This is a genomic window from Bacillus cereus group sp. BfR-BA-01311 (assembly GCF_022664295.1).
Lineage (GTDB): Bacteria > Bacillota > Bacilli > Bacillales > Bacillaceae_G > Bacillus_A > Bacillus_A cereus.
On the sequence record NZ_JAKUHC010000001.1, the window covers coordinates 366526 to 391690 of the forward strand.

The window sequence follows — 25165 nt, forward strand, 5'->3', positions numbered from 1 at the left end:
TCCCAGAATGGATGTATTTACTGGTCTTTCAGTTTCATAGAATATGATACAGTGAAATGGAGGAGTGAGAATATAATGAAAGAATTAAAAGGAAAAATAGAAGACTATACTCGGTTCGGACAAATTCTTCTCGCTGTAAGTACATTGTTAATGGTTGGCTTGTTGATTCCGAATGGAGCAAAAGAGACAATCCAATTTTTTGTTATGATGGGGAGCATCGTTATATTTTTAAGTTTATCGTTCTTTTTCTTTCAGCGTGTGAAAGTGATGCGTGACCAGCTAGAGGAAAATGAATGTGAATAATATTGTTAACTAGAGCGCGGCGAAAAGAAAAAATCTTTTTGTCACGCTTTTTGTTTTTTGTAGAAAAATGTATGCGTTTCGTGTTGACAATGATAATCCTTATCAATTAAAGTAGAATAGTAGTTAATGATTATCATTATCAATTAGAGGTGAAGGAATGAAAAAATCTATTACGCTATTTACAGCGATTTTATCTATTTTTTTCTTGTTAATAGGTTGCAGTGCCAAAGGGGACGAAAAAGCGTCTGCAACCAAAACAGAAAAAGGAAAAGAGAAAATCGAAATTACCGACCTATCAGGAAGAAAGGTAACATTCGATAAAGTGCCAGAAAGTTTTGCAACATTAAGTATGGGGGACATGGATATTATTCATGCTTTAGGTGGAAAAATAGTAGGTCGCCCGGATACGAAATTAACTCTTCCAGAGGAGTTAAAGAAAGCACAAGTAATTGGGAATGCACATCAACCGAATTTTGAGCAAATTGCTAGTTTAAAGCCCGATGTACTTGTTGCTAACAATGGATTCCAAAAGAATGTGCCAACGGTTGAAGGACAAGGAACGCAAGTTATCATTTCTTCTGCGAATTCTGTACAAGATATTCAAAAGAATATTGAATTATATGGAACGGTAATGAAGAAAGAAGATAAAGCAAAAGAAATTAATCAAAAAATGAATGATCAAATGAAGAAATATGAGAAAAAGAGCGATGTGAAAGCATTGCTAGTGTATGGCGCACCAGGTACTTATTTAGCGGCATTACCAACATCTTTATCAGGTGATATTTTAGAAAAAACAGGCGGAAAAAATATTGCTTCTGATTTTCCAGAAACGAAAGAATATCCGCAATATGCACAGCTAAGTGTAGAACGTATTATTGAGGCGAATCCAGATGTGATTTATTTAATTACACACGGAGATCCAAAAAGTGTGAAGAAAGCATTCGAAGGCGAAATGATGAAAAATGAAGCGTGGAAAAATTTAGAGGCAGTAAAACAAAACCGCGTAGTTATTTTGCCACCTGATTTATTTGGATCTAATCCTGGTACAAAAGTTACAGAAGCAATGGACTTTATGTATAAAAGTATACAAGATGTAAGGAAATGATACGTATGGAAAGTAGTGAAGTAGTAAGAGAAAAGGAACATCCTTTTGCGAAAAAAAGATGGATAATAGCAATTACTTTAGTTATATTAACAATCCTAGGTCTCTTGTACGGTCTTTTCGCAGGAAGTTTATCCTTTTCTATACGAGATATTTTAACAGGTATACAAGAGGAAGGTTCGACAGTTCATCGAATTGTATGGGATCTTCGCATACCGAGAGTGCTTATTGGGTTTATAGTAGGAACATGTTTAGCTGCATCTGGTACACTGCTACAAGGGGTTATGAGAAACCCTCTTGCAGATCCTGGTATTATCGGAGTTTCATCTGGAGCAGGCTTTGTAGCAATTGTCATCATGATTTTATTCCCACAGCATCTAGCTTTTTTACCACTAGGGGCGTTTTTAGGAGCTTTCATAACAGCGATGGTTATTTATGCTTTATCATGGCAAAAAGGGGCACCACCTTCAAGAATCGTCTTAGTAGGGGTGTCGATCAATGCATTAATTGGTGCAGCAACGTCAGCATTAATGTTATTACATAGTGACAAAGTACAATCGGTGTTACCGTGGTTAGCGGGCGGTATTGGTGGTGTAAGTTGGGCACATTTAAACATGATTATTTATTATGCAATATTCGCCATTATATTAGCTTTCTTTGGTATTAAGCATATTCGAGTGTTAATGCTTGGAGATGAAATGGCAAAGTTATTAGGACATAATGTGGAAAAAAGTCGGTTTTATTTAATCGTAGTAAGTACATTATTAGCTGGAATTGCAGTAAGTGTGTCTGGTCTTATTGGATTTGTCGGTCTTGTCGTACCACATATGCTACGTTTATTAGTTGGAAATGATTATAGATATTTGCTACCTTTATCATGCCTTGGCGGCGGGGTATTACTTGTTTTTGCGGATGCAATAGCTCGAAGTTGGTTTGACCCAATCGAATTGCCTGTTGGTATTTTACTGTCCTTCTTAGGTGGTCCGTTCTTCTTATATTTAATTCATAGAGGAGGAAAACAAAGTGATTTCCGTTAACAAAGTGTTTTACGCACACTCTGAAAGATTTCAAATGCAAAATATGAATGTACATATTAAGGTTGGAGAAATCGTTAGTTTAATTGGTCCGAATGGATCGGGAAAATCTACTTTGCTTCGTTTAATAGCAAGGCTACTGAAACAAAGCGAAGGGGACATCATTTTAGATGGGAAAAATATTCATATGATGAAGAGTGCTGATGTAGCGAAGCAATTAGCAATGTTACCACAAATGCATGATCATCAATTAGACTTAACAGTGAAAGAACTAATTGAGTTCGGAAGAGGTCCACATAAATCATGGAGTAGCCGCTTAAATAAAGAAGATGAAGAAATTGTTGATTGGGCATTGTCTGTTACAAATCTTGAAGGGTATGAATATCGTCTTTTACATTCTTTATCAGGAGGGGAACGGCAACGTGCTTGGATTGCGATGACGCTAGCGCAACGTACAAATGTCTTATTATTGGATGAACCAACAACCTTTTTAGATATCGTTCACCAGTTGGAAGTAATGGAACTTGTGAAACGATTAAATGAGGAGTTTGGAATGACAATTATAATGGTTTTACATGACATTAACCAAGCTGCTCAATATAGTGATCGTTTACTTGTATTAAAGCGAGGAAAGATTCAGTATGATGGTATACCAGAAGAAGTACTATGCCATGAAATGTTTCAACATGTATTTGGCATAGATGTAGATATTTTTCAGGGAAGTGACAAGCCTTTTTTTACACCGAAACGAATTTCTAAAAGGGGAGAAGAGCGATGCAAACAGAAGAGCGTATTACCACTGAATTAGTAAGAGAATTTGTTATGGCAGCTCACGGGGATTTAGAGAAAGTACAAGAGCTATTGGTTGAATCACCAAGCTTACTTCACGCTTCTTATAATTGGGGTGGATCAGATTGGGAAAGTGCGTTAGGCGCATCGGCACATGTAGGTCGTAAAGATATTGCTCTTTATTTACTAGAAAAGGGTGCTCGGATGGATATTTTTGCAGCAGCTATGCTTGGTGAATTAGAAGTTGTACAAGCTATTTTAGTAGCTCAACCAGAAGCATTGCGCGCATCTGGCCCTCATGGTATTTCTCTTCTTCAACATGCACGAATGGGTGGAGAGAAATCTAAGCGTGTATATGATTATTTAGCAATACTATCTTAATGAACGAAGGAAGTTCTTATGAGCGGTAAACTTTTCACTTGAAACAATTGGAAAGTTTACCGCCCGTTAGAACGGGATAAGTATCTAGTATATTTGAAAATCCTACACCCCCCTCAATTGTAGTTTTCTTTATGCTAGTTATGATATGGATGCAGTGGACAATATTTGTCTACTGCTTTTTTTAGTTATTTGGAATGAATATTGTGTATTTTATCGTTGGTTCATTTATCCCGCTATTTTCCAGGCAGTAAGACTCTTGCCTAAAAATTCAGTTAAAGCAAAGAAGTTAGACGGGAGATCCACTGCCCGTAAACGTCCGATTGGTAAAGGCTAATAATCAGTGGGGTGAACAAAATTCCCCACTGATTAAAGTTTCACTTTATAATAAATAGTAACATACCGTATACATACAAAACATGATCGTGAAATGAAGAATAAATTAGTGGAAAGGAGTGCCAGCATGTTTCATACAGAACGTTTACAAATTCGCAAATATACAATGGATGATTTACAGTTCTACGTTTCACTGTGGGGGAACGAGAAGGTAATGCGTTATATTGGAAATGGGACGTTAAAAACATATATGCAGTGTAAAAAAAGTCTGGAGGAATGGGTGATTCCTAGCTATAAAAACGGTCTCGGTTTATTTGTATTGATTGAAAAGGAAACGGGAACAAGAATTGGTCATGCAGGGCTGGTAAAGCAGAAGATAGATGGAAAAGAGGAAATTGAAATTGGTTATTGGTTACTTCCTCAGTATTGGGGAAAAGGGTATGCAAAAGAAGCGGCGGCAGCATTTCGTGACTATGGTTTCCAAGCATTACGAATGAATAAATTAATTTCTCTTATTAATCCGAATCATCCCGCCTCAATATTTGTTGCTAGAAAAACTGGGCTCAGCTATGAGAAAACAACGTCATTTCATGGAATCGATGTTCTAGTTTATTCTATTAAGCGTGTTGGATGAAAAAATTACTTTTTTAAAGGTAAATTGCATTTTTTGAAGAATGGTATATGAAAATAAAGGGAGGGGTTACATGTACATTTATCATAATGGACTTATTATTCGTGAGGGAACGAGTAGCGTACCAGCATATGCAATTAAAGCTTTGTTTGAAGATGCTGGTTGGAGTAATGATAATATCCCTTCTTGGCAAATTGAAAAATTTACGATAGCATTTGAAAATTCAACATGGGCTTTCACAATTTGGGATGAGGAAGAGATGATTGCGATGGTTAGAGTCATTTCTGATGGAATTATGATTGCGAACATAGTAAATTTAGTTGTGAAGTGTGAATATAGAGGGAAGGGATTAGGTAAGAAGCTTGTAGCTCTTTGCCTGCAAAAACTTCCCCACGGTGATTGGTTTGCGCATACATCAGCGAACAATTTTGATTTTTATAGAAGCTGTGGATTTGAAGTTAGAGAGCTATCGAGAAATGGAACATGTGCGTATTATGGATATCAAGTCGCAAAAAGAGATGGTCACCGATAAATGAATGGAAAGTAAAAAAGTATAGCGAGGTAATTTTGAGACTTTTGATAATAGAGAATGGATTGAGGCTCGTTTTATGATAAAATAAAAGAAAATTCTGTTTATTATTAGGGGGATAAAAATGAGTGTAAAAGCTGGGGATGTATTTAAATATGAAAGAAGATTTACTGAGGAAGAAGTTTTTGAATTTGCAAATATTACCGGTGATAAAGGTAGACACCATGTGGAATACGATGAAAATGGAAGATTAATGGTTCATGGTTTATTGACTGCTAGCATTGGGACGAAAGTGGGAGAAGAGTTACATTACATAGCAAGAGAATTAGTAAGTGAGTTTATTAGACCAGTTTTCACAGGAGATACGATCACTTGTGAACTAACTTTAACAAATGTTGAGCAAATGGAAGGCTATAAAAAAGTTTCAATCGAGTCAGTTTATCGCAATCAGCATGAAAAGACTGTACTAGTTGGGACAAGTTATGGAATTATAAGGGGATAAAAAAGAAGCCTGTTTAACAGGCTTCTTTTTTATTATTTAGTAAACACGTTTTCGATTTTCTGCATAACTAGAGATGAGTAATAATGCAGTTTCTTCTCCTATATTACGAACAATATGAGGAACGCATGCATTCCATGAGAAAGAATCACCTTCTTCTACAATTGCAATATCTTCACCGTGCTGAACTTCTAATTTTCCGCGTAATACAAGGTGACATTCTTCCCCTTCATGGGCATTTGGTGAATTTTCTTTCGGGAATCCAGTAGGGATTTCTACTAAAGATAGGCGAAGGCCCCCTTGCTCCGCAACATGTTCAATTCTTTGCTCATCTTTGCCGTATACACTGTATTTCCGTTCTTCTTTTTTGACAATTTTTAATCGATCTTTTTGCTCTAACAATAAATAGGGAAGGGGAACGTTTAAAAAATTGGAGATCGTTTCTAAAGTTGAGATAGATGGTGATGTTTTATTATTTTCAACCTGACTCATAAATCCTTTAGAAAGACCTGTTCCCTCACAAATTTGTGCGATTGTTATGCCCCTACGTTGACGAATTTCACGTATTGCAGAACCAATATTCATAAAATCAAGCTCCTTTTTGTAAACAACTATTTGTATCATAGCAAAAAAAATATATTTTTTCCCAGTGAAAATGAATTGACGAATAAAAAAAATTAGTGTATGTTTTGTGATGTAAATAAAAGTTTTGTACAAGAAAACTATAAAGGAGAGAAAGAAATGAATCAACATATTGGTAACTTAATTATTCGTATCGTGTTAGGGGTAACATTCTTCATGCACGGTTTAACAAAATTCCAATCAGGAATTGACAATATTGCAGGGTGGTTTACAAGCATTGGTTTACCAGGAGGACTTGCATACGGTGTAGCAACATTTGAATTAGTTGGAGGCCTATTATTAATTCTAGGTTTAGGTGTAAGATATATTGGATTATTATTTGCGCTTGTTATGGTTGGAGCAATCGTAAAAGTGAAATGGTCAGCTGGTTTATTGGGAGATGGAAAAAATCCTGGTTTCGAATTAGAACTTGCATTATTAGCAATGGGTGCATATTTATTTGTTGCAAAAGCTGATGGTTTTGTAGATAATTTCTTAAAAGAAAAAATGTCAAAGAAGAACTAATTTAAATGGGGGGGCTAACAAGATGAGTTTTCAACTTCATCCCGATACAACACTTGATGTTGTTCATTTATACGTATCTAATGTAAAGAAATCACTAGAGTTTTATACGGAAGTACTAAGTATGAAGGTGCTAAAAGAAGAAGAAGCAGTCGTTACATTTGGGAATGAAAATGATGAACCACTTCTTATCATTGAAGAAAAGAAAGAAGCTTTTCCGAAACAAAGAGCAAGAACAGGGTTATATCATTACGCAATTTTATTACCAAGTAGGCAGGATTTAGCGAATGTTCTTCGTCATCTTGTAGAGATGGTATATCCACTACATGGCGGAGCCGATCATTACTTTAGTGAAGCTCTTTATTTAGCTGATCCAGATGGAAACGGGATTGAAATTTATCATGATCGACAAAAAGAAGTTTGGCGTGATGAGAATGGAGAACTCCCATTTGTTAGTAACCCGTTAGCTGGTGAAGAATTATTACAGCAAGGAAGTACATGGAATGGATTTCCAGCTGGTACTGTGATGGGGCATATTCATTTCCATGTAGCTGATTTAGAGGAAGCGAAACGTTTCTATGTTGATGGTCTTGGTTTTGAAGTAACGATCCCAGCTCGTAATGGAGCGTTGTTCGTATCAGCAGGTGGTTATCATCACCATATCGGTTTAAATACGTGGCAAGGTGAAGGGGTACCACCGCAAATGCCAGGTTCTGTTGGTTTAAAATATTTCACAATTGTACTAGCGGATGAAAAACAAAAAGAGCAAGTATGTGAAAGCTTAAAAAATATTGGCAAGATTGCTACGTACAAAGATGGAATATTACAAGTCGAGGATCCATTTGGACATTGTATCCATTTCAAAATAAAAGGAGAAGCCTAAAAAGGCTTCTCTTTTTTAGTTTCTTATAATTGCGTTTTCGTTTTGTAAAAATAGTTCATCAAATTGTTTTGCAAGCTCAAAATCTAGTTTCGTTAAACCTTTTGCATTCCAAGATGACAAAGTAATAATAACTGCTTTATACTGGATAAGGATAAATGGATGGTGATTATGTTCTTCTGATAGTTTGGCGGCTTCAGAGACAAATTCGACTCCTTTTAAGTAGTCGGAAAACATATATTTTCGTTCAATCCATTTCTCATCTTTTACCATCCATTTATCTACCTTCAATAATTCCTCGTGAACTTCTTCTTCAGTTAATCTTAGCATCATTTTTCACATCCTTTACTGGAAGTAACGCAAGACCATTGTTAATAAGGCGTGTTACAGCTTCGTCAGTTGTGAAAGTAGAAAGTTGATGTAGTAATGCTGCAGATGTTTCATGCCCTTTGTTATGCTCTAAAAGTAACTCTAATACTTCAAGGCGCAGCAACCATTCTTTCGCATAAAATTTATTTAATACTTCTTGAATTGCTACTAATTGATCGATATGCGCTTCGTGTAAAATCCCCTCACTTCGAATATCTCGAACTGTTTGATACATACGTTCAAGTTCATTCAGTACAAGTGGAGCAGGAATTTCTTGAACTTCTTCATCCATTGGGAAAAATGCTGCTGCATCTGCGGCACCTGGGAATACTGAAGTGATTTGTGAGCCAACAGCCATATCAAATGCGCCCCATGAAGCATCAAATAAAACGCGGGCGTTATAAGTAACTGTGCAATCGATAAAGGAAATAAGAGCAATTTTCTTATCGTTTTTTACAATATCTGTTACTGTTCCTTTTACATGAATACCACTTGCAAAAGTAAACTCAGCGATAGTTCCAATTGTAATTCCTAATGATTGTAGTTGTTCGTCTGTACAATTTTCTAATGCAATATTTTCAGTGAGTAATCCAATTGGTGTTCCAAATCCGTCACTGTGTACAGAAGTAGAATGATTCGCTAACTGTTTATTATGAAGTGCTAATGCCGTTGGCGAATTTGTTCGCATGTAAATTAATTCACCTGCATCGTTTTCAATTGTCTCGCTAAATGTACCTGTAATTTGTAATCCGCTATTTAGCTCAGCTGTTGCATAGTTCTCAGAGCGAATTGCTTTTTCTAAACCTTCTTTTCCACCTGTTTTAAAGGCCATTGTTTTAGAAAATGTTTCAAGCGCATCTGTTAATTCTTCAAAGGACTTGCAAACGAATAGTTGTGGTTGCATTTTTGTTACGTCATAAGTTGTCCCTGTACATGCTTCGATAGAAAATGGAACTTTTTCTACAGCGTCTGTTAAGCAATGTTTGCTTTCGCCAACAGAAGAAAGGAGACCAGCACCATATATTTTTGGATCATCTATATTTCCAATCAATCCATATTCTACTGTCCACCAGAAAAGACGTGAAATTTGTTCAGCTTCTGATAAACCAGAAACTAAGTTTTGTTTTTCAATTACAGCATTTTCAGCAGCCTTAACTTCATCAGGAGTAGAAGTAGGGCTTTCTTTTACTATCGTTAATGTACGAACAGCTTCAAATGCATCATGTTCTTCTTTTGTAGAGAAAGCTTTTGCACCAATTTGCCCAAAACGTTTCACATATTTTGCATATGTAGGATCAAGTAAAATCGGTGCGTGTCCTGCGGCTTCGTGTACGATATCTGGCGCTGGTGTGTACTCGATATTTTCTACTTTCCGAATATCTGTTGCGATTGGTAGTAATCCGTGTCCTTGGAAATCGAAGAATGCTACGCCGGGAATAAGTCCGTCAATCGTTACAGCACCCCAGCCACTTGGTGCCAAACACTCATTCATTTCTTCTACTTTTGGAATTGAATCTATATTAATACCAGATGATTGTAGTCCGTTCACATAGGCTGGATGAGCAACGTCTTTTAAGAAGCTATGATTTTGTCTCATAATATAACGCCACACAGCGTGATTCACCGGTGTGTATTGGTCATAATGTTGTGTGGATACGAATGGTTTTAAATGTGATGGAATTTCTGTTTTCTTTGTCATTTAGACATCCTCCTTTTTTTCAATAAAATTGAATATCGATTTCGTATAGCTTGTATCACCTCCTTTCATTTTTGTAAGCGCTTATAAAATTTTATCATAAGATTCGGAATTATTTAACATCTGTTTCTGTGAGAAATAGAAAAAGCCCCTATCGGAAAGTCCGATAGGGGCGAAAGAATCGCGGTACCACCCTATTTGTAAGTGAAAATATACTTACATCTCAATTAATGATAACGGAAAAATTCCGTCTTTTCCTTCATGCATAAAAGCACTACGAAAAAGAAGCTCCAGAATTGTAATTCATACTTATATATGTGCTAATTTCCACCGACCATTAGCTCTCTGTAACAGGGATATAAGATACTACTGCGATTCTTTCAACGCGTATATATGAAATTGTGTAAGAGGATGGACGCAAAAAAGTCCCTATCGGAAAATCCGATAGGGACGATAAAAATCGCGGTACCACCCTATTTGTAAACAACTAATTGTTTACCACTCACTTTACGATAACGGAAAGATCCGTCTTTCTCTTCATGCATAAAAAGCATTACGGGAAAGAAGCTCCAGAATTGTAATTCACGCTTGTATATGTACTGATTCGCACCAACCATCAGTTCTCTGAGACAGTGATATAAGTCGCTACTAGTATTCCTTCAAAGCCGATATATAATTCGTTCAACTAAACTATGTTTTGTATTATAAAACTATATTAAAAAAATTGTCAACAAAAATTTTTTATCCCGTGTTAATGAGCAGTAAAATTCCTACCTCAAAATTCGGTTGGAGTAAAGAAGTGAGAGGGGAGATTAACTGTCCGTAACTCCCGATTGGTGAAGGCTAATAATCAGTGGGGATGAACGAAATCTCCACTGATTAAAGTTTCACTTTATTTCACTTCTAAATTAACAGTTAAATTAGAGGTATTGCCAGCTGCATCAGTTGCTACAATGTGAATAGTATTTTTTCCTTCTTGTAATTGAGTACGATCGAAATAAATGTCATAGCTTTTCTCCCAAGGGTTCAGGAATGCCTGGTCCCATACACCATTTCCATTAATTTCATATTGCATTCTCACTGGAATACCAGGTGCTATCCAACCAAATTCTGACATCCAATCTAGTAGAATATCATCAACTTTTCCTTTAATTACGAGATTTTCTTGGTCAACTTCGTATGTTAACTTAGGTGCAGTTCGATCAAGAAATACAGCAGCTGTTTGTTTTGTTTCTCCGCCAGAATTAGAAGCAACTGCTTCGATTTGATATAGCCCGTCAGCTAAAGGAGTGCCATCGGCTTTTGTACCATTCCATTTGAAAGGTTTGTATCCAGGAGTTGCATTTTTAGCTTGATGGATAATCCCTTGATACGTTACACGTTCTTTCGTAACTAAATTTGCATGCAATGTGACATCATCCACAGGCGCAACTAAATAGTAGTTGATGAGATTATCATCTAGTACGTGGTCGCCATTTGGGCTAAAAGTAGAATTAATAATTTCAAGTCCATCGATACGTTTATAATCTTTAGGATCGATACTAAATGTGAATGGAATTCGAATTTCTTCTTTTGCCCCTTGTTCTTTTACATATACATTTCCAGTATACACACCTTGTGGTAGTGAGCTATCTACATTGATAGTAAATGGTTTTTCGGTACTACTATTTGTTTGTATGCTAATCGATGAAGGGACAGAAGCTCTTACTTTTGTGTTTGCATCTAGTAATTCCACACGAGTTGAAAAACTTTTCTTTTTACTAGAAAGGTTTTGTAATGTAACATTTTGCGTCAGTTTTACTTTTCCTCTATTGGGCTTAATAAGACCGAAGCTGACATTGTTAGGTTTTACTAATACATTTGTTTGAGCTGCTTTCGGAATGTTAATTAAACCAGATCCTTGTGCCATAACAGGGTATGCATTTTCATTGACATCATGTAATGTTTTGGCATTGTTGGCAAGAGCCGCTTTCAATTGTTCTGTCGTCCAATCAGGATGCATTTGACGCAAGAGGGCAACCGCTCCAGCTACTTGCGGAGCAGCCATACTTGTTCCGTTATGCGATTCATAGCCGCCTCGCGGTACTGTACTAGTAATTTGTACTCCAGGTGCAACAACATCAGGCTTTATTAGCCAACTTCCTTGTGATGGTCCTCTTGAACTAAAGTTACCGATAAGTTCTGTTTGCTTTGGTTGTCCAATTTTTATATTTTTCTTTCGTTTTGTAATTAAAGTTTTTAATTCTTCCCCATTTGTATTTGATAATTGCATTACTGGGACAGCTAGATGTTCACGTGAAAAATATTCCGGCATCATATTAATTTCTTTTTCGCTAGAGATTAATAACACACCAAGTGCACCAGCTTGCTTCGCTTGTCCTGCTTTTACTAATGTACTAGAAGTACCTTGTAAAATAAGTACGAATTTCCCTTTCACATCTTGTTTTGCATAATCACTTGGATTGCCATAACCAACATATACAAGAGGAGAATCATTTCCTATTGGAAAATCGGATTTTGATAATGGTAATCCTTGATATGTTTTGCTGGAACCAGTTACTTGGAATGTTGGAAACGGGATAGAAACCGTAGATGCTCCAACAGAAATGACACTACTTGCGTTACCGGGAGCATCAACAGACCAAGGTTTTGGTCTGTCATTTCCATTTGAAACGACAGCAGTAACACCAAGTTTCGCTGCTCGTTCTAACGTTAATGTTACAGGCTGATCAGGTACATTTAAATCCTGCCCAAGGGAGAGGTTTAACACATCCGCACCATCTTGAATTGCTCGCTCAATTCCTTGGATAATATCATCTGTTGTACCAGTTCCACCGTCATTCATTACACGATAGGCTAGAATAGAAGCGTTTGGAGCAACGCCTTTAATTTTTCCGTTACCCGCAATAATTCCAGCTACATGAGTACCATGTACGTTACCATCCATTGGATCGTTATCTTCATCAACCGTGTCATATCCACCGATATAATTTGCCTTTAGGTCAGGGTGTGTATAGTCTACGCCAGAGTCGATAATGGCTACTTTCATGTCTTTTCCATCAAGCGGTTTGCCAAATGGATCTTTTAAATTCCACGCTTCAGTTGCACCAATTGTCGGTCCACCGATATTTGGTGCTTCTTCGTTAATAGCACTTTTTGATGTTTCATGCAATTTATATGTTAAGTTCGGATAGACTGCTTTTACTTCAGGTAAAGAGGCAAGAGAGGTAATTTGATCTCCAGGAATTGAAATAGAGAATCCGGAAAATAACGTATTATACACTTCTTTAATTTTTGCACCAGGTGCTTTTTCTTTTATTTTCTTAGTCGTATCTTCTTGTGCTTTTTTGAGCTCAGCATGATAAGACTGTGCATTACTATTTTGTAAATCTGGAGCATGCTGAATATTACTTTGAGCAGCGAGAGGTGCATGTTGTAATTCTACAATTACTGATATTTCTTTTGTTGTTTTCGTTTCAACATTTTGAGCGATTTTATGTTCTCCCCACTGTTCAATCGTTGTTTTTAATTGTGGACTAAATTGCTTCTCCTTTTGTAGTGATTCAGCATGAGCACTTAAAGCTCCAAAACTAGAAAAGACAAGCGCCATGCTTAATAGTGTAGATGTAGTTTTTTTCATTGATACTCCCCCTAATAAAAAGCGCCAATATTCAGAAATGTAATCTTACATTTTAGTTAGAACTTATACATATAAATGTTGGCTAAACTATACTTTCGACATAATTCATACCAATCCTCTATGAATTGAAAATTTCTTGGGGAATTTTTTCTGATTATGTCGAATCGATATTTTTCACATATTGTAGGAAGAAAGTGAGGAATGCTATGAGGGAAATGGAGTGATGGTATGAAAAGGCTAATAGTAAGTAGTAGTGTAGTGTTGTTTATGTTTTTATGTTCTATCGCTATTACTAGCGCAGAAAATAATAGTGTGAAAGTTGCTTTTATTCGTCATCATAACCTTTGGATTAAAGTTGATGGGAAAGAAAAACAACTTACAAAAGGAGAGTACATAACAGGGCCAAAGTGGTCACATGATGGAGAATGGCTGGCATATGTAAAAGGGAAGAAACAAAGTATTCTTGAGTTATATCGGTTGAAAGATGGAAAGAAAGTTACGCCGTTTCACTCAGAAGCATCGAATTATCAATGGTCACCAACAGAAAATATAATTGCATTTATATTTACAGGTACATTACATACATTTGATGTAGAAAAAAAGAATGCAGATTTTGAAAATGTATCGGCTGGTGTAGGAGATTATGCATGGTATCCTGATGGAAAGAAGTTTTTTGTATCCTCTGAAGCACACTTACTTCCAACAGGATGGACAGGGGCTCAGCTATATGAAGTGCAAAAAGATGCACATATGAATCCTCACAAAATGAAGCATTTGTATGCATTACCAAATGAACATGATGATTTCCTAGCATTAGTTGCAAGTGGCTTTCAGTGGTCGCCAGATCAAAAGTGGATTTCATTTTTAGCAGTACCGACAGCTTCATGGTCAGCTGATAGCAATACGCTTTGCTTAGTTCGTGCAGATGGTAGTCGTTTTGAAAAGGTAGATCAAATGTTATTAAACACACAATGGTTCAAATGGGCGCCAGCCAACAATATATTGGCCTATATTGAAGGAAGCGGGAGAGTTGCATTAGAGAATAAACATTTAAAAATAAAAGAACTGCCAGTACTCCAGCAGCAAACATTTACGCCGAAAGGATATGTGGATTGGGATTTTACATGGAAGAACGATAATGTAATTATCGTTTCACGAGCAAAAGAGGGAGGGTTTGAAACTCTGCCAGAAAAAAGGCCATTCCCATCTTTATATGAGATAAATAGCACAAGCGATAAACAATATCAAATTACAAAGTCATCTAATAAGCAAGGCGATTATCATCCAATTTTCATGAAGAAGAGCAATCAATTAATATGGATACGTTCAGATCGTAAGAAAGCTAATATATGGATAGCTCATAGTGATGGAAAACATGAAAAAAAGTGGATTGAAAATGTAGATATACCAGAGTGGTATTATGAGAAATGGAATTGGGAAAATGTTATCTCGGTGAAAGAAGAATAAAAAACTGCCTAAAAGATTGTTTTAGGCAGTTTTTTACTGTTATTTATGTGTTTTATTTGGCTTTTTTTTCGCTGGGTTTCCGTTCCCTTGGCGCTTTCTATTTTGTTCATCTTTTGCTTGTTTTTCATGTAGTGTATCTAAAAATTCATTCGAGTTACTCATGTTTATATCTCTCCTTTCATTTTGTCATGATTACTATAACCATTTAGGAGGATAATCATGAGTTAGAAGTTAGGCACTTAATTTTCTTCGATAATGTAAGTAAAATATTCCATACATAACAAATAGCATGAGTAAAACTTGTAACTCTACATTTTCTTTTAAAATAGCTGCGATAGTGTCTGGTAAGTACGGTGATTTATCGTTTGTGCTTAAACCTAACCATTTATTTAAGAGGCTAATGGTACAAAACATAAAAACACCGGACCAGCTTGCCGTAATTGCTTTTTGCTTAATTTTTGTTTCACGTTCATCATCTGTAATCCAAGGATTAGCAGTTTTATCCCGCATTAACGGGCAGTAAGACCCCCACCTCAAAATTCAGCGGAGGCAAAGAAGTTAGGTGGGGATCAACTGTCCGTAAAAGCCCGATTGGTTCAACTAATAATCCGTGGGGGGATGAACAAAACCCCCACGGATTAAAGTTTCACTTTATCACTACTAAAAAATCCATTTATGTATCCCCATATAATCATTCCAATTAAGATGGTTATCCATTTTATATTTTTTGATTCACTTCTCCCTTGTAAAAAGTATTTTACATATCAGTTTTTCATATAGCAGGAATAAAGTATGAGATAGGGAAGAAATATGTAAGAGGATTTCATAATGAGAGGAGGAAGGGGATGAAAATCGTCTTTGTTCGGCACGGGGAAGGAGAACATACAAGGGATTTGCCATCAAGTTTAAAAGTGCTTCATCCGCCATTGACGGATGAAGGAAGGAATCAGGCTAAATTACTTCAATGCAATGTGCCATTACAAGAGGCGGATATATTAATTGCTAGTCCTACACTTAGAACTTTGCAAACGGCGACAATATGGAGTGCGAAAGTTGCTTGTCAAAAAATCGTTCATCCATATGTATCTCCGCGTATTTTTCCTTATCGAGAAGGAGCAAAAACATTACCATGTGACCACATAGTAGATCAGGGGGTAATAACAAATTTACTTCCACATTTTTCGATAGAGAAAAGTACAAATAAACAGCTATGGACGGAAGGTATAAATACTATTTCAGAGAATCGTTTTCAGCAAATCGTAGATGAATTTCTTCTTTGGTGTTGTGAGCTAGGCGCTGAAAGAATTTGCATTGTATCTCACGACGGGACAATTACAGCATATAGGCAATATTTACAGAAAGTCGTTTTAACTAGATCTGATTTTTTGCAAGAAACGGGTATATATGAAATGGATGTATCCCTTAAAATTTTGATTGAGGAGATCTAATTATAGGATGGTGGGTGTATGTTGAATGTTGCACTAGTAGTTGGTTTTAATTCGGATTTAGAGGCGCAATCAATCCGAGCATCTCTTGAATATTTTGGTGCAAGGGTTGTGACATATTGGATTGGTAGACCGAAAGATTTTGTGGAAGTTCTTTCTGGAAAGAACTTATTTAACGATATTAATTATATTATTTTTTGCTTTCATGGTGAAGAAGGGAAGTTTGTCATGGAAGAGTTAGGCGAAGAAGTATATGAACAAGATGAACCGAGAGGGTATTTTGGTACAGAAGAAATTTATAAATATGCAAAATTGCATAATACACATATTGTAAATAGCGGGTGCACGTTAGGGGAGCAAAATCTAGCAAAATCTTTTTTACATAGTGGTGCGAAATCATATATTGGATCGATTGATTATGTAGATGGAAATGCAGCACTTATGTTTACTATACGCTTATTTTATGGGGTTATTAACCATGGGAAAACGTTAGAAGAAGCCTTTCAAGAAGCGAGTTTAATTGATGAGGAGACACATACATTTCGATTCTATAATTAGCGTGAAACACGTTTATTCTATATTCGAATAAACGTGTTTCACATTTAACTCACATTTTTTTTACATTTTTTTCAATGAAAATGGTTATCACTTGTGGTATGATATGTTCAAGTTTTTACAGGTAATAAAAGTTACTATATAAACGTTAGTTTTTAATGTTTCATACGCATGTCACAGATTATTCATAATTAACGTTTGAAAAATAAGTAACTAATGTTATTATATTATCTGTAACTAACTTAATTACAACTTTAGGAGGAAGATATGGTTATTCAATTTTTAAGAGAAAACAAAGCAGTTTCTTTTGCATTAGCAGTAATTCGAGTATATCTTGGTTACACATGGTTAATGGCTGGAATCGGTAAACTACAAGGAAAAGGATTCGATGCAACAGGTTATTTGCAAGGGGCAATTGAAAAATCTAAAGGTGCACAACCGGCTGTTCAATCTTGGTGGGCATCATTCTTACAAGAATTTGCAATTCCAAATGTAGATTTGTTTAATACACTTGTAACATGGGGAGAAATTTTAGTCGGAATTGGTTTAATTGTAGGCTGTTTAACAAAAACAGCGGTCTTTTTTGGTCTTGTAATGAACTTTTCCTATATGTTTAGTGGGTCAATTGGTGTGAACCCTGAGATGGTTATCTTATCTATGTTTGTTCTTGTTTCCGGTATGAACGCTGGGAAATTTGGAATGGATGGCTTCGTTATCCCGAAAGTATTAGGATCAAAAACTCCAAAACGCCAAAAGCAAGCTGCTTAATATATGAAAACGGGTATCTCATTTTGAGATACCCGTTTATGTTATTTTTCAACTTTAATCGGATTGTTCTTAAAGAAATCTTTTACATACCCGACAAATTCTCGTGGTTCTTGGCGAAATGGTGCATGATAACCTTTTTCAATAATATGTAAAGTGCTATTTTTTAAGAATTGATGATACGTTTCTCCTTCTTTCCAGGAAACGCTACTATCATTTCTGCCCCATATAATTAAAGTTGGCTGTTTTATTTCATTTGCATTAATTTTAAGACGTCTAGGCCATAATTTCATTTTATTATAATGCTCTTCATCATTACGTTTGAATTTCACTTTGCTTTCATCATAATCTGTAATAGAAGAAACGGCATTTAAATCAGTCGACAATTGTGGTTTTGGTGAGCCTTGTTTATTAACGAATGTATGAGGGCCACCTGTAGCATCAGTTAAAATAAGGTGAGTAACTGCTTCAGGATATAAATATGTTAAATTTAGAGAAATTTCTCCCCCCATGGAATGCCCCAGTATTGCGAATGAATCATACCCTAGTTTTTTCATTAATTTATAATACAAATTTGCATGAGTTGGAAAAGAATAATAAAAATCCATTGGCTTAGATGAGCGCCCGAATCCTAAAGCATCTACAGAAATAATTGTATGATCTTTTGCTAAATCGGAGTAAATCTTTTGAAAACCATCTGATGACCCTCCAAAGCCATGAATCATAAGTAAAGGTGGTTTTTCATTACCAATCTTTTTAAAGTAAATGGTTTGACCATCTATTTCTACCATTTTTTCCTCGGTAGCTAGTTTCGCTGTAATTGTATTTTTAACTTGTTTTACTTGTTCTACTGGCTTTTCTGCTGCACTACATCCTACTAATAGTGTAAGAGTAAGACAACCTACCATAAAATAGCTAAATTGCTTCAATTAGGTGTCTCCTTTCTAACATAACGCTGTATCTATCATAGCAAATAGCATATTACGATTTCCAGGAAGTTGGCTACCATTTTTTATCATAAGAGGTGAAAGGAGCGTTTCTTGGAAATTTTCTGTTTGAAGAAATTGACGAAATGTAAATTGTGAGTGTGGAACATCAATTCGTACTATACCATTCCAACATTCACATATCTTTTTTAATAATTGGATAGCATCTTCTTCTTGCTTGGCGATAAGTGGATTGATACATAATATATTGCCCTTTTGTATGCATAATGAAAAAGCTTCTATACAGTTATTTCTTTCAATTTTAAAAGAGTATACGGCCCTTGGTAATAGCAAAGAGTAAAGTAGAGAACGATTCATACCAGTTGCAATTTGATCCAGAGAAGTAAGAGATATAAGGTCTTCTTCTTGTACTTGTTGTAAGTGAGAAGGATACGTCTTAATAGTCTGCTTTTCAAAACGATGAATCGTTGTTGCTGTTTGAAATCCACATGATGTGTATAGAGGTTCGCCAGCTTTTGTCGCAATAAGTGCAATGGGTTGTTTTGGATGAATTTGTTCCAAGCAATGATTTAGCAACATGCGCCCTAATCCGCGTCCTTGAAAATTAGGGTGAACGATTAACATACCAATGGAAGCGAAGTTACTTGGAAAGGGAAATACTCCTCCAGTCGCAATGAGTTTGTTTTCATGAATGTAACCTACAAGTGTGCCGATAGAAAGATACATTTCGAATTGTTTTTTCATAAAAATTTCATCGTGTAACCATCCAACAGATTTGCAAAGATTAAGTAATTCAAAAATAAAAGACTCATTTAGCTTTACTATTTTCATAAAGGCTCACCGCATTTCTATTTATTTTCATAAAAATAGAGTCAAAATGTAAAAAAAGAGATTTATGTTAAATGAAATCCAACTTGTTTATATTTAAATTGTAAAGGGCGAGATGATTGATACAAAAAGACAAAGTTATACAAATTATAACTGATATTTACATAAGTTAACAAAAAATTTACATACAGCTAATTTTCTCTTAATAGTCTTCCATTAAATTTGATAGTGGGAAATGAATAACCTAATTAGGGGGACAAGACAGTGAAAAAGTTTGTGAAAAAAGCATGGCCATTTGCAGTTGTGGCATCATTAGCAGTTACTTCGGTAGCAACATGGAATTTTACTCGTTCTAGTGAGGTTAATGCAGATGAGAACGGAAGCAATGCAAAGATTAAAAATGTTATCGTATTAATTGGGGATGGTATGGGCCCTTCATATATGACGGCTCACCGTTATATGAAAGATAATCCAAAAACCTTTGAAATGGAATCTACAGAATTTGATAAGCATCTTGTAGGAACACAAAAAACATACCCAGAAGATGAACATGAAAATATTACAGACTCTGCATCGGCAGCAACAGCTATGTCAGCAGGGATTAAAACATATAATGCTGCAATTGCAGTTGATAATGATAAAACGGAAGTGAAAACAGTTCTTGAGCAAGCGAAAGAAAAAGGGAAATCAACGGGACTCGTTGCAACTTCTGAAATTACACATGCAACACCAGCTGCTTTCGGTGCGCATGACATTAGCCGTAAAAATATGGACGCAATTGCAAATGATTATTTTGATGAGAAAATTAAAGGGAAGCATAAAGTAGATGTTATGCTTGGCGGCGGCGTAAAGAACTTTGTTAGAAAAGATCGTAATCTTACAGAAGAGTTCAAGAAATCTGGTTATAGCTATGTAACGGATCGAGATCAATTGTTAAATGATAAAAATGATCAAATTCTTGGTTTATTTGCACCAGGTGGATTAGATAAAATGATTGACCGTAATGAGAAAACACCTTCATTAGAAGAAATGACTAATGCAGCAATTGAGCGTTTGAACAAAAATAAAAATGGTTTCTTCTTAATGGTGGAAGGAAGTCAAATCGACTGGGCTGGACATGATAATGATATTGTTGGTGCAATGAGTGAAATGGAAGACTTCGAAAAAGCTTTCAAAGCAGCGATTGAGTTTGCGAAAAAAGATAAAAATACGTTAGTTGTTGCAACGGCAGATCACGCTACTGGTGGATTATCTTTAGGTGCCAATGGCGAGTATAACTTTAAAGTAGATCCAATTAAAGCTGCAAAGCGTACACCAGACTTTATGGCAAATGAGATTGCAAAAGGTGCAAATGTAGAAGAAACATTGAAAAAGTATATTGATTTACAATTAACTCCAGAAGAAATTCAAGCTGTAAATGATATAGCTCCTTCAAAAGATGTAACAAAGATTGATAATGCAATTGAAGATATTTTCAATAAGCGCTCGGTTACAGGCTGGACAACGGGTGGACATACAGGGGAAGATGTGAACGTATATGCATTTGGTCCAGGTAAATACTTGTTCTCTGGCGTTCAAGAGAATACAAATATAGCGAAACGTGTCTTTGATATTGTTGGCGGAGGCGATCCGAATAAAGGAAGACGCTAATTAAGAGCGAAAGTGAGGCGAAATGCCTCACTTTTCTTTTTAGGAGTTGGGAATATGAAAAATTTATTTAGGAAATTAAGATTCCTTTTAGTATTTGTAGTATTACTAGTTGGATGTCAACAAGAAGAGAATAATGTAGAACAAAAATCTACTACTAAAAAAACTGAGGAAAAGGTACAAATAACAAAAGAAGAAGAGAGATCTATTCAAGATGTTATTCATACATTTGTGCGAACGACGAATGAAAAAAATCTTGCAGAACATATGGAGTTATTTTCAAAGAAGATGCCTAGTGCTGAAGACTTAAAAACACAAAAAGAAGCCGCATTTCAAAAGGGAAATAAGAAAATTGAATTGGAACATATAGATATGAAAGTTAGTAAAGTAGGGTATGTTATTGTTGAAACGAAAGAAAAGGAAGTAGACGACAGTATCACTCTTCAAAAGAAAGTACAGTATGCCCTTGGAAAAGAAGAGGATAAATGGAAGATTGAAGAGGTTCGAACAATAGAGAAAAAATAACGTGAAACTTTAATAAGTGTAGGAGTCGTACTTCCCAAAATGGTAGAAAAAAGGTTCTCATTGGCGAGAACCTTTTTTTATAGTGGTAGCATAATTTGATTTGAGCATGCCTCAATATCATCAATATCTTGACGGATTGTGGCCATTTTATTATCAAGATCTTCAGCTTTCATTGCTGCATCATGTAGTTCATCTTTTAAATACTCCGGTATTTTCCCTTCATATTTATAATAAAGTTTGTGTTCTAAACTTGCCCAAAAGTCCATTGCTAGTGTACGTAACTGAATTTCTGCAAATACATCTTTTGTACCAGAATTTAGTGATAAAGGGTATTTAATAATCATGTGTAAACTTTTATATCCGTTTCGTTTTGGATTAGCGATATAATCTTTTACTTCTATGACTTCCATATCTTCGCGTTTTTGAATGACTTCTTTCAAATGATAGATATCTTCTACGAAGCAACATGTAATACGAATACCAATAATATCTTGTAAATGTGTTTGGGCGTTTTCAACTGTTGGTAATAAGCTTTTGCGCTCTAGTTTTTTAATAATACTTTCAGGTTGTTTTAGTCTTGTTTTTATATGTTCAAACGGGTTGTAATCCTCTAGAAATTGAGCTTCCCGGTTCATAATTTCAAATTTAGTTTTTAACTCTTCTAAAGCAAATGTATATGGTAATACAAAAGCTTTCCAGTAGTTAACTGTTGATTGATTATATTCCATTTATATACACACCTTTTCCTATTTGCAAGTGAGGTCGTTATTATACTAAATACCAAATCATATAAGCGCAAGCAGCAAATGATGAGATCATAAAGCGATATTTAGTTTTCATACTTTCAACTCCTTTCGAGTAAGATTTTATATAAATAAACGTGATTGTTAATAAGTTCACTATGTACAGTTTCTATAGTAATAGATTCGTGTGAATTTCGTATGAACTAATTGTTTCAGCTTTTTGTCTTTTTTGCTGTTAATCATAATTATTATTCGGATTTAAAGTGTTTTTATTTGATTTATCTATTTGTATAAATTAATGTATATTTGAATTTATAGTTATTGAGGAGGATATATGGTGAACTTTGAAGAATTAGCAATTGCTAGACGTTCTGCAATGAAATTTATACAAGGTATAGAAATCCCTAATGAGGATTTTAAAAAAATATTTGAGTTAACTAAGCTTTCTCCATCTTGCTATAATTTGCAGCACACACATTATGTTGTAATTCGTGATCAAGAGCGAAAAGAAAGATTAAAAGAATTAGCTTTCGGTCAATATAAAGTATCGAGTGCATCAGCGGTAGTGCTCGTTTGTGGTGATAAAAAGGCATACCAAAATGTTGAAAATATTTACTTCGGTATGAAAGTTTTAAAAATGATTGATGAATGTGAATATGAAGATACAATTAGGCAAACGAAAGGTTTATATGAAGGAAAAGGAGAGCGTTTCATGGAGGATGAAGCGATTAGAAATGCTTCGTTAAGCGCGATGACTTTTATGTACGCAGCTAAATATTATGGCTATGATACATGTCCAATGATTGGTTTCGATGAAAAAGCAGTACAAAGTGAATTAAATATGCCGGAGCATATAGTACCTGTTTTAATGATTACGATAGGAAAAAGTGATATGACTAAAACTCGCCCACGAGGATATCGAAAGCCGATTAGTGAATTTGTTACATACGAATCGTTTTAATAAAGTGAAACTTTTAATTAGTGGGGGTCTTACTGCCCGTTAATGCGGGAGAAAATTGATTTAACTATAAAAACAAGGGGATTCTAAATGGAATCTTCTTGTTTTTGCAATTGACAAATAGAATGAAGTTTTATAATATATAAATCGTAATCATTACGTTTTAGTTGCAATCTTTGAAAGAAAGGAGAATTAAATATGCGTGTAAATATTACATTAGCTTGTACGGAGTGCGGCGATCGTAATTACATTTCTAAGAAAAATAAACGAAACAATCCAGAACGCATCGAACTAAAAAAATATTGTCCACGATTAAAGCGAGTAACGTTACACCGTGAGACGAAGTAGAAGACTAGAGATATCTCTAGTCTTTTTTTGTTAATAAGTTTTGGTTTTCTTTGTTATAATTACCTTAAATTGTAACGAAGGAGAGGGCATGGTGAATCAAAAAGATAAAGAAAGAAAAGAGCACGTAGCTCATATTATTGAAATTCCAGATGAATATAGGCTTGTTGTAGATGATCAAGAAGGGGTTGATGCCCCGTATCATCTATTATGGTGGGAGCATAAAGAGGATCAGGAGAGAACGATACAAATTACATTGAATAGACATACTGGTAATTTAATTGAATTTAGGATAGATGATGGAAATTATTTTTCGAGTGATAAGGAAGTTATAGAGGAGAATAGGGTAAGAGAGATTGCAAATGTATTTATAAAAAAACATGTGGAAGAAGGATTAGAGTTTTATACATATGTAACTATCCAGGATGATTGGCGTGGCTGGAAAGAAATAAATTATATGCAAGAAGTAAATGGATATCCATTACCGGATACAGGATGTGTGGTGCAAGTGCATCCTTCAGGGAATGTTGTGAATTTTCATTATAACGGACGAGAAAGCATAAAAGAAAAGCCGTTATGGCCAAGTGAGATTGTTGAGGAGAATATCGTTTTAGACAACTTAAAGGCCAAACAAGATATGAGGCTTGTATTTGTAGATTTAACACATTCTTTATGTAAATATGAAAATGGAGAAGAAGTAAAAGGGTACCACCTTGTGTATGTACCAGAACCTAGTCATGTATTTATTGATGCAAGTACAGGTAAAGATTTATTTGGACCAGATCATTATAAATTACCGCCAACAGTGGCTGTTAGAAAACAAAAAAAGGGTAGCCAACAAGATGATGTATTCGATTTGTTTGACTGGAATAAAGAAGGTTTTACAAAAGTAGATGAGACGGAAAATGATGATGAAATAAGGATGAAATTTGTTCTGAAAGAGGAATTACAAAAACAGAAAGAAGAAAAGAATCCGTATTTAATGAATGAATTCTTTAACAAGCATTTACCGATGTTGAAATATAATAATTTAGTTAGCGTTACAATTGATAAATTAACCAATGAATTAACTGGTTTTATAAAACTGACAGATGATAAAAAAGTAAAGCAAATACTGTCTAGAGAGGAATGTTTACAAAAAGCACTTCAATTTTTAGAACGAGTTATTCCAGATATCAAACAATATCTGCGTCTTTGGGAGGAACGTGAAGAAGCAGAAGATGGGATTGAAAGATTTATCTTTTCTGTATATATAAATGATATTCCGGCAGAGTATAACCAATTTATGATCAACATCAATGCAGAAAATGGTGCTGTTATGCACTACTCGGGGGAGTCTAGCAACTTTATAAAAAAATTACTTACATATGAAACAACACCAAAAGTAACAAAAGAAAAAGCGTTAGAAATATACAGAGAGGCTATCCGAGTTAAATTAGAATGGTTTGTAGATCATGATGCAGAGGAAACGAAATACAAACTACTGTACAAACAAACGACAGATGAAAAACATAAAGAACCTTTTGATTGTAGTCGGGAAATTCGTTATATTGATGCCCAAACTGGGAGAAAGATTTGGAGTAAGTAAAATAAAAAGAGTTATTTTTCAAA

Annotated in this window: 28 protein-coding genes and 2 other annotated features; of the genes, 19 read left to right on the forward strand and 9 right to left on the reverse strand. The window is 35.2% G+C overall.

All coding sequences use genetic code 11. The features are described from left to right. Positions 1 to 75: 75 nt before the first annotated feature. The 8 genes from MR136_RS01905 to MR136_RS01940 all read left to right on the forward strand — a co-directional run bounded on the left by MR136_RS01905 (position 76) and on the right by MR136_RS01940 (position 5604). Complete coding sequence (locus MR136_RS01905) at positions 76 to 303, forward strand: YrhC family protein (RefSeq protein WP_000661263.1); 228 nt, start codon at positions 76 to 78, stop codon at positions 301 to 303. Between the two features lie 157 nt (positions 304 to 460). Beyond that, positions 461 to 1408 carry an ABC transporter substrate-binding protein gene (locus tag MR136_RS01910; protein ID WP_000748457.1) on the forward strand — a complete coding sequence of 316 codons (948 nt, stop codon included), beginning with the start codon at positions 461 to 463 and terminating at the stop codon, positions 1406 to 1408. Between the two features lie 5 nt (positions 1409 to 1413). Next, positions 1414 to 2442 carry a FecCD family ABC transporter permease gene (locus MR136_RS01915; RefSeq protein ID WP_002179893.1) on the forward strand — a complete coding sequence of 343 codons (1029 nt, stop codon included), beginning with the start codon at positions 1414 to 1416 and terminating at the stop codon, positions 2440 to 2442. Continuing rightward, entirely contained in the window at positions 2429 to 3247 is an 819-nt protein-coding gene (locus tag MR136_RS01920) for an ABC transporter ATP-binding protein (protein WP_000626552.1), read from the forward strand. The genes MR136_RS01915 and MR136_RS01920 overlap by 14 nt, the downstream gene beginning before the upstream one ends. Continuing rightward, complete coding sequence (locus MR136_RS01925; RefSeq protein ID WP_001192766.1) at positions 3214 to 3609, forward strand: ankyrin repeat domain-containing protein; 396 nt, start codon at positions 3214 to 3216, stop codon at positions 3607 to 3609. Before MR136_RS01920 ends, MR136_RS01925 begins: the two co-directional genes overlap by 34 nt. A 427-nt stretch (positions 3610 to 4036) precedes the next feature. After that, positions 4037 to 4576 (forward strand): GNAT family N-acetyltransferase, encoded by a 540-nt coding sequence (locus MR136_RS01930; protein ID WP_128809284.1) that lies wholly within the window; start codon positions 4037 to 4039, stop codon positions 4574 to 4576. Between the two features lie 70 nt (positions 4577 to 4646). Further along, entirely contained in the window at positions 4647 to 5105 is a 459-nt protein-coding gene (locus tag MR136_RS01935) for a GNAT family N-acetyltransferase (RefSeq protein ID WP_000276126.1), read from the forward strand. A 121-nt stretch (positions 5106 to 5226) separates the two neighbouring features. Continuing rightward, positions 5227 to 5604 (forward strand): hotdog family protein, encoded by a 378-nt coding sequence (locus MR136_RS01940; RefSeq protein ID WP_000111564.1) that lies wholly within the window; start codon positions 5227 to 5229, stop codon positions 5602 to 5604. A 36-nt stretch (positions 5605 to 5640) separates the two neighbouring features. Here MR136_RS01940 and MR136_RS01945 read toward each other — a convergent pair whose 3' ends face one another. Beyond that, on the reverse strand, positions 5641 to 6186 hold the full coding sequence (locus tag MR136_RS01945) for a helix-turn-helix domain-containing protein (RefSeq protein WP_001020693.1): 546 nt from the start codon (positions 6184 to 6186) through the stop codon (positions 5641 to 5643). Between the two features lie 156 nt (positions 6187 to 6342). Here MR136_RS01945 and MR136_RS01950 point away from each other — a divergent pair, with 156 nt between their 5' ends. Next, the gene (locus tag MR136_RS01950) at positions 6343 to 6747 is read left to right on the forward strand and encodes a DoxX family protein (RefSeq protein WP_001071553.1); all 405 of its coding nucleotides are present in this window, start codon (positions 6343 to 6345) and stop codon (positions 6745 to 6747) included. 22 nt (positions 6748 to 6769) lie between these two features. Then, entirely contained in the window at positions 6770 to 7627 is an 858-nt protein-coding gene (locus MR136_RS01955) for a VOC family protein (RefSeq protein WP_000009833.1), read from the forward strand. Positions 7628 to 7642: 15 nt separating this feature from the next. Here MR136_RS01955 and MR136_RS01960 read toward each other — a convergent pair whose 3' ends face one another. From MR136_RS01960 to MR136_RS01970, 3 genes are all read right to left on the reverse strand, one after another. Then, positions 7643 to 7957, reverse strand: coding sequence for a 4a-hydroxytetrahydrobiopterin dehydratase (locus MR136_RS01960; RefSeq protein WP_048656880.1), 315 nt, complete (start codon positions 7955 to 7957; stop codon positions 7643 to 7645). Further along, positions 7938 to 9692 (reverse strand): aromatic amino acid hydroxylase, encoded by a 1755-nt coding sequence (locus MR136_RS01965; RefSeq protein ID WP_000163213.1) that lies wholly within the window; start codon positions 9690 to 9692, stop codon positions 7938 to 7940. Before MR136_RS01965 ends, MR136_RS01960 begins: the two co-directional genes overlap by 20 nt. Positions 9693 to 9854: 162 nt before the next feature. Then, positions 9855 to 10082, reverse strand: a binding site (T-box leader). Positions 10083 to 10132: 50 nt separating this feature from the next. Beyond that, positions 10133 to 10361: a binding site (T-box leader), on the reverse strand. Positions 10362 to 10581: 220 nt separating this feature from the next. After that, the gene (locus MR136_RS01970) at positions 10582 to 13329 is read right to left on the reverse strand and encodes a S8 family peptidase (RefSeq protein ID WP_242259249.1); all 2748 of its coding nucleotides are present in this window, start codon (positions 13327 to 13329) and stop codon (positions 10582 to 10584) included. Positions 13330 to 13557: 228 nt separating this feature from the next. On the opposite strand from MR136_RS01970, the gene MR136_RS01975 reads away from it, so the two are divergent. Continuing rightward, positions 13558 to 14796, forward strand: a complete 1239-nt coding sequence (locus MR136_RS01975) for an eIF2A-related protein (protein WP_103622316.1) — start codon at positions 13558 to 13560, stop codon at positions 14794 to 14796. A gap of 39 nt (positions 14797 to 14835) precedes the next feature. Here MR136_RS01975 and MR136_RS01980 read toward each other — a convergent pair whose 3' ends face one another. Together MR136_RS01980 and MR136_RS01985 are read right to left on the reverse strand one after the other, a co-directional pair. Beyond that, complete coding sequence (locus MR136_RS01980) at positions 14836 to 14958, reverse strand: DUF4023 domain-containing protein (RefSeq protein ID WP_000071866.1); 123 nt, start codon at positions 14956 to 14958, stop codon at positions 14836 to 14838. Between the two features lie 69 nt (positions 14959 to 15027). Further along, positions 15028 to 15306: a hypothetical protein gene (locus MR136_RS01985; RefSeq protein ID WP_002164427.1), complete on the reverse strand. Its 279-nt coding sequence runs from the start codon at positions 15304 to 15306 to the stop codon at positions 15028 to 15030. 335 nt (positions 15307 to 15641) lie between these two features. Between MR136_RS01985 and MR136_RS01995 the strand changes: the two genes are divergently transcribed. The 3 genes from MR136_RS01995 to MR136_RS02005 all read left to right on the forward strand — a co-directional run bounded on the left by MR136_RS01995 (position 15642) and on the right by MR136_RS02005 (position 17564). After that, entirely contained in the window at positions 15642 to 16244 is a 603-nt protein-coding gene (locus MR136_RS01995) for a histidine phosphatase family protein (protein WP_103622317.1), read from the forward strand. Between the two features lie 18 nt (positions 16245 to 16262). After that, complete coding sequence (locus MR136_RS02000; RefSeq protein WP_000935633.1) at positions 16263 to 16799, forward strand: hypothetical protein; 537 nt, start codon at positions 16263 to 16265, stop codon at positions 16797 to 16799. Between the two features lie 264 nt (positions 16800 to 17063). Continuing rightward, a complete protein-coding gene (locus tag MR136_RS02005; protein WP_000236592.1) occupies positions 17064 to 17564 on the forward strand; it encodes a DoxX family protein in 501 nt (166 codons plus the stop codon). Positions 17565 to 17605: 41 nt separating this feature from the next. Here the strand turns inward: MR136_RS02005 and MR136_RS02010 are convergent, their stop codons facing one another. Next, on the reverse strand, positions 17606 to 18490 hold the full coding sequence (locus MR136_RS02010; protein ID WP_061457715.1) for an alpha/beta fold hydrolase: 885 nt from the start codon (positions 18488 to 18490) through the stop codon (positions 17606 to 17608). 15 nt (positions 18491 to 18505) lie between these two features. Further along, positions 18506 to 19339 carry a GNAT family N-acetyltransferase gene (locus MR136_RS02015; protein WP_000706687.1) on the reverse strand — a complete coding sequence of 278 codons (834 nt, stop codon included), beginning with the start codon at positions 19337 to 19339 and terminating at the stop codon, positions 18506 to 18508. 261 nt (positions 19340 to 19600) lie between these two features. On the opposite strand from MR136_RS02015, the gene MR136_RS02020 reads away from it, so the two are divergent. Continuing rightward, positions 19601 to 20986 carry an alkaline phosphatase gene (locus tag MR136_RS02020; protein WP_017673517.1) on the forward strand — a complete coding sequence of 462 codons (1386 nt, stop codon included), beginning with the start codon at positions 19601 to 19603 and terminating at the stop codon, positions 20984 to 20986. Between the two features lie 54 nt (positions 20987 to 21040). Beyond that, positions 21041 to 21508: a hypothetical protein gene (locus MR136_RS02025; protein ID WP_000792894.1), complete on the forward strand. Its 468-nt coding sequence runs from the start codon at positions 21041 to 21043 to the stop codon at positions 21506 to 21508. A 77-nt stretch (positions 21509 to 21585) separates the two neighbouring features. Here the strand turns inward: MR136_RS02025 and MR136_RS02030 are convergent, their stop codons facing one another. Next, complete coding sequence (locus MR136_RS02030) at positions 21586 to 22236, reverse strand: GTP pyrophosphokinase (protein ID WP_000456230.1); 651 nt, start codon at positions 22234 to 22236, stop codon at positions 21586 to 21588. A 349-nt stretch (positions 22237 to 22585) separates the two neighbouring features. Between MR136_RS02030 and MR136_RS02035 the strand changes: the two genes are divergently transcribed. The 3 genes from MR136_RS02035 (at position 22586) to MR136_RS02045 (ending at position 25142) form a co-directional block, all read left to right on the forward strand. Beyond that, positions 22586 to 23212, forward strand: coding sequence for a nitroreductase family protein (locus MR136_RS02035; RefSeq protein ID WP_000245983.1), 627 nt, complete (start codon positions 22586 to 22588; stop codon positions 23210 to 23212). A 195-nt stretch (positions 23213 to 23407) separates the two neighbouring features. Next, positions 23408 to 23557, forward strand: coding sequence for a 50S ribosomal protein L33 (gene rpmG, locus MR136_RS02040; RefSeq protein ID WP_001265617.1), 150 nt, complete (start codon positions 23408 to 23410; stop codon positions 23555 to 23557). Positions 23558 to 23645: 88 nt separating this feature from the next. Beyond that, on the forward strand, positions 23646 to 25142 hold the full coding sequence (locus MR136_RS02045; RefSeq protein ID WP_061457714.1) for a YcdB/YcdC domain-containing protein: 1497 nt from the start codon (positions 23646 to 23648) through the stop codon (positions 25140 to 25142). Positions 25143 to 25165: the final 23 nt, after the last annotated feature.

What these genes read in the sequence shown, in the direction of transcription:
- MR136_RS01905 (WP_000661263.1), top strand. Translation starts at nt 76, where the DNA reads ATGAAAGAATTAAAAGGAAAAATAGAAGACTATACTCGGTTCGGACAA.
- MR136_RS01910 (WP_000748457.1), top strand. Translation starts at nt 461, where the DNA reads ATGAAAAAATCTATTACGCTATTTACAGCGATTTTATCTATTTTTTTC.
- MR136_RS01915 (WP_002179893.1), top strand. Translation starts at nt 1,414, where the DNA reads ATGGAAAGTAGTGAAGTAGTAAGAGAAAAGGAACATCCTTTTGCGAAA.
- MR136_RS01925 (WP_001192766.1), top strand. Translation starts at nt 3,214, where the DNA reads ATGCAAACAGAAGAGCGTATTACCACTGAATTAGTAAGAGAATTTGTT.
- MR136_RS01930 (WP_128809284.1), top strand. Translation starts at nt 4,037, where the DNA reads ATGAAGAATAAATTAGTGGAAAGGAGTGCCAGCATGTTTCATACAGAA.
- MR136_RS01935 (WP_000276126.1), top strand. Translation starts at nt 4,647, where the DNA reads ATGTACATTTATCATAATGGACTTATTATTCGTGAGGGAACGAGTAGC.
- MR136_RS01940 (WP_000111564.1), top strand. Translation starts at nt 5,227, where the DNA reads ATGAGTGTAAAAGCTGGGGATGTATTTAAATATGAAAGAAGATTTACT.
- MR136_RS01945 (WP_001020693.1), bottom strand. Translation starts at nt 6,186, where the DNA reads ATGAATATTGGTTCTGCAATACGTGAAATTCGTCAACGTAGGGGCATA.
- MR136_RS01950 (WP_001071553.1), top strand. Translation starts at nt 6,343, where the DNA reads ATGAATCAACATATTGGTAACTTAATTATTCGTATCGTGTTAGGGGTA.
- MR136_RS01955 (WP_000009833.1), top strand. Translation starts at nt 6,770, where the DNA reads ATGAGTTTTCAACTTCATCCCGATACAACACTTGATGTTGTTCATTTA.
- MR136_RS01960 (WP_048656880.1), bottom strand. Translation starts at nt 7,957, where the DNA reads ATGATGCTAAGATTAACTGAAGAAGAAGTTCACGAGGAATTATTGAAG.
- MR136_RS01965 (WP_000163213.1), bottom strand. Translation starts at nt 9,692, where the DNA reads ATGACAAAGAAAACAGAAATTCCATCACATTTAAAACCATTCGTATCC.
- MR136_RS01970 (WP_242259249.1), bottom strand. Translation starts at nt 13,329, where the DNA reads ATGAAAAAAACTACATCTACACTATTAAGCATGGCGCTTGTCTTTTCT.
- MR136_RS01975 (WP_103622316.1), top strand. Translation starts at nt 13,558, where the DNA reads ATGAAAAGGCTAATAGTAAGTAGTAGTGTAGTGTTGTTTATGTTTTTA.
- MR136_RS01980 (WP_000071866.1), bottom strand. Translation starts at nt 14,958, where the DNA reads ATGAGTAACTCGAATGAATTTTTAGATACACTACATGAAAAACAAGCA.
- MR136_RS01985 (WP_002164427.1), bottom strand. Translation starts at nt 15,306, where the DNA reads ATGCGGGATAAAACTGCTAATCCTTGGATTACAGATGATGAACGTGAA.
- MR136_RS01995 (WP_103622317.1), top strand. Translation starts at nt 15,642, where the DNA reads ATGAAAATCGTCTTTGTTCGGCACGGGGAAGGAGAACATACAAGGGAT.
- MR136_RS02000 (WP_000935633.1), top strand. Translation starts at nt 16,263, where the DNA reads ATGTTGAATGTTGCACTAGTAGTTGGTTTTAATTCGGATTTAGAGGCG.
- MR136_RS02005 (WP_000236592.1), top strand. Translation starts at nt 17,064, where the DNA reads ATGGTTATTCAATTTTTAAGAGAAAACAAAGCAGTTTCTTTTGCATTA.
- MR136_RS02015 (WP_000706687.1), bottom strand. Translation starts at nt 19,339, where the DNA reads ATGAAAATAGTAAAGCTAAATGAGTCTTTTATTTTTGAATTACTTAAT.
- MR136_RS02025 (WP_000792894.1), top strand. Translation starts at nt 21,041, where the DNA reads ATGAAAAATTTATTTAGGAAATTAAGATTCCTTTTAGTATTTGTAGTA.
- MR136_RS02030 (WP_000456230.1), bottom strand. Translation starts at nt 22,236, where the DNA reads ATGGAATATAATCAATCAACAGTTAACTACTGGAAAGCTTTTGTATTA.
- MR136_RS02035 (WP_000245983.1), top strand. Translation starts at nt 22,586, where the DNA reads ATGGTGAACTTTGAAGAATTAGCAATTGCTAGACGTTCTGCAATGAAA.
- rpmG (WP_001265617.1), top strand. Translation starts at nt 23,408, where the DNA reads ATGCGTGTAAATATTACATTAGCTTGTACGGAGTGCGGCGATCGTAAT.
- MR136_RS02045 (WP_061457714.1), top strand. Translation starts at nt 23,646, where the DNA reads ATGGTGAATCAAAAAGATAAAGAAAGAAAAGAGCACGTAGCTCATATT.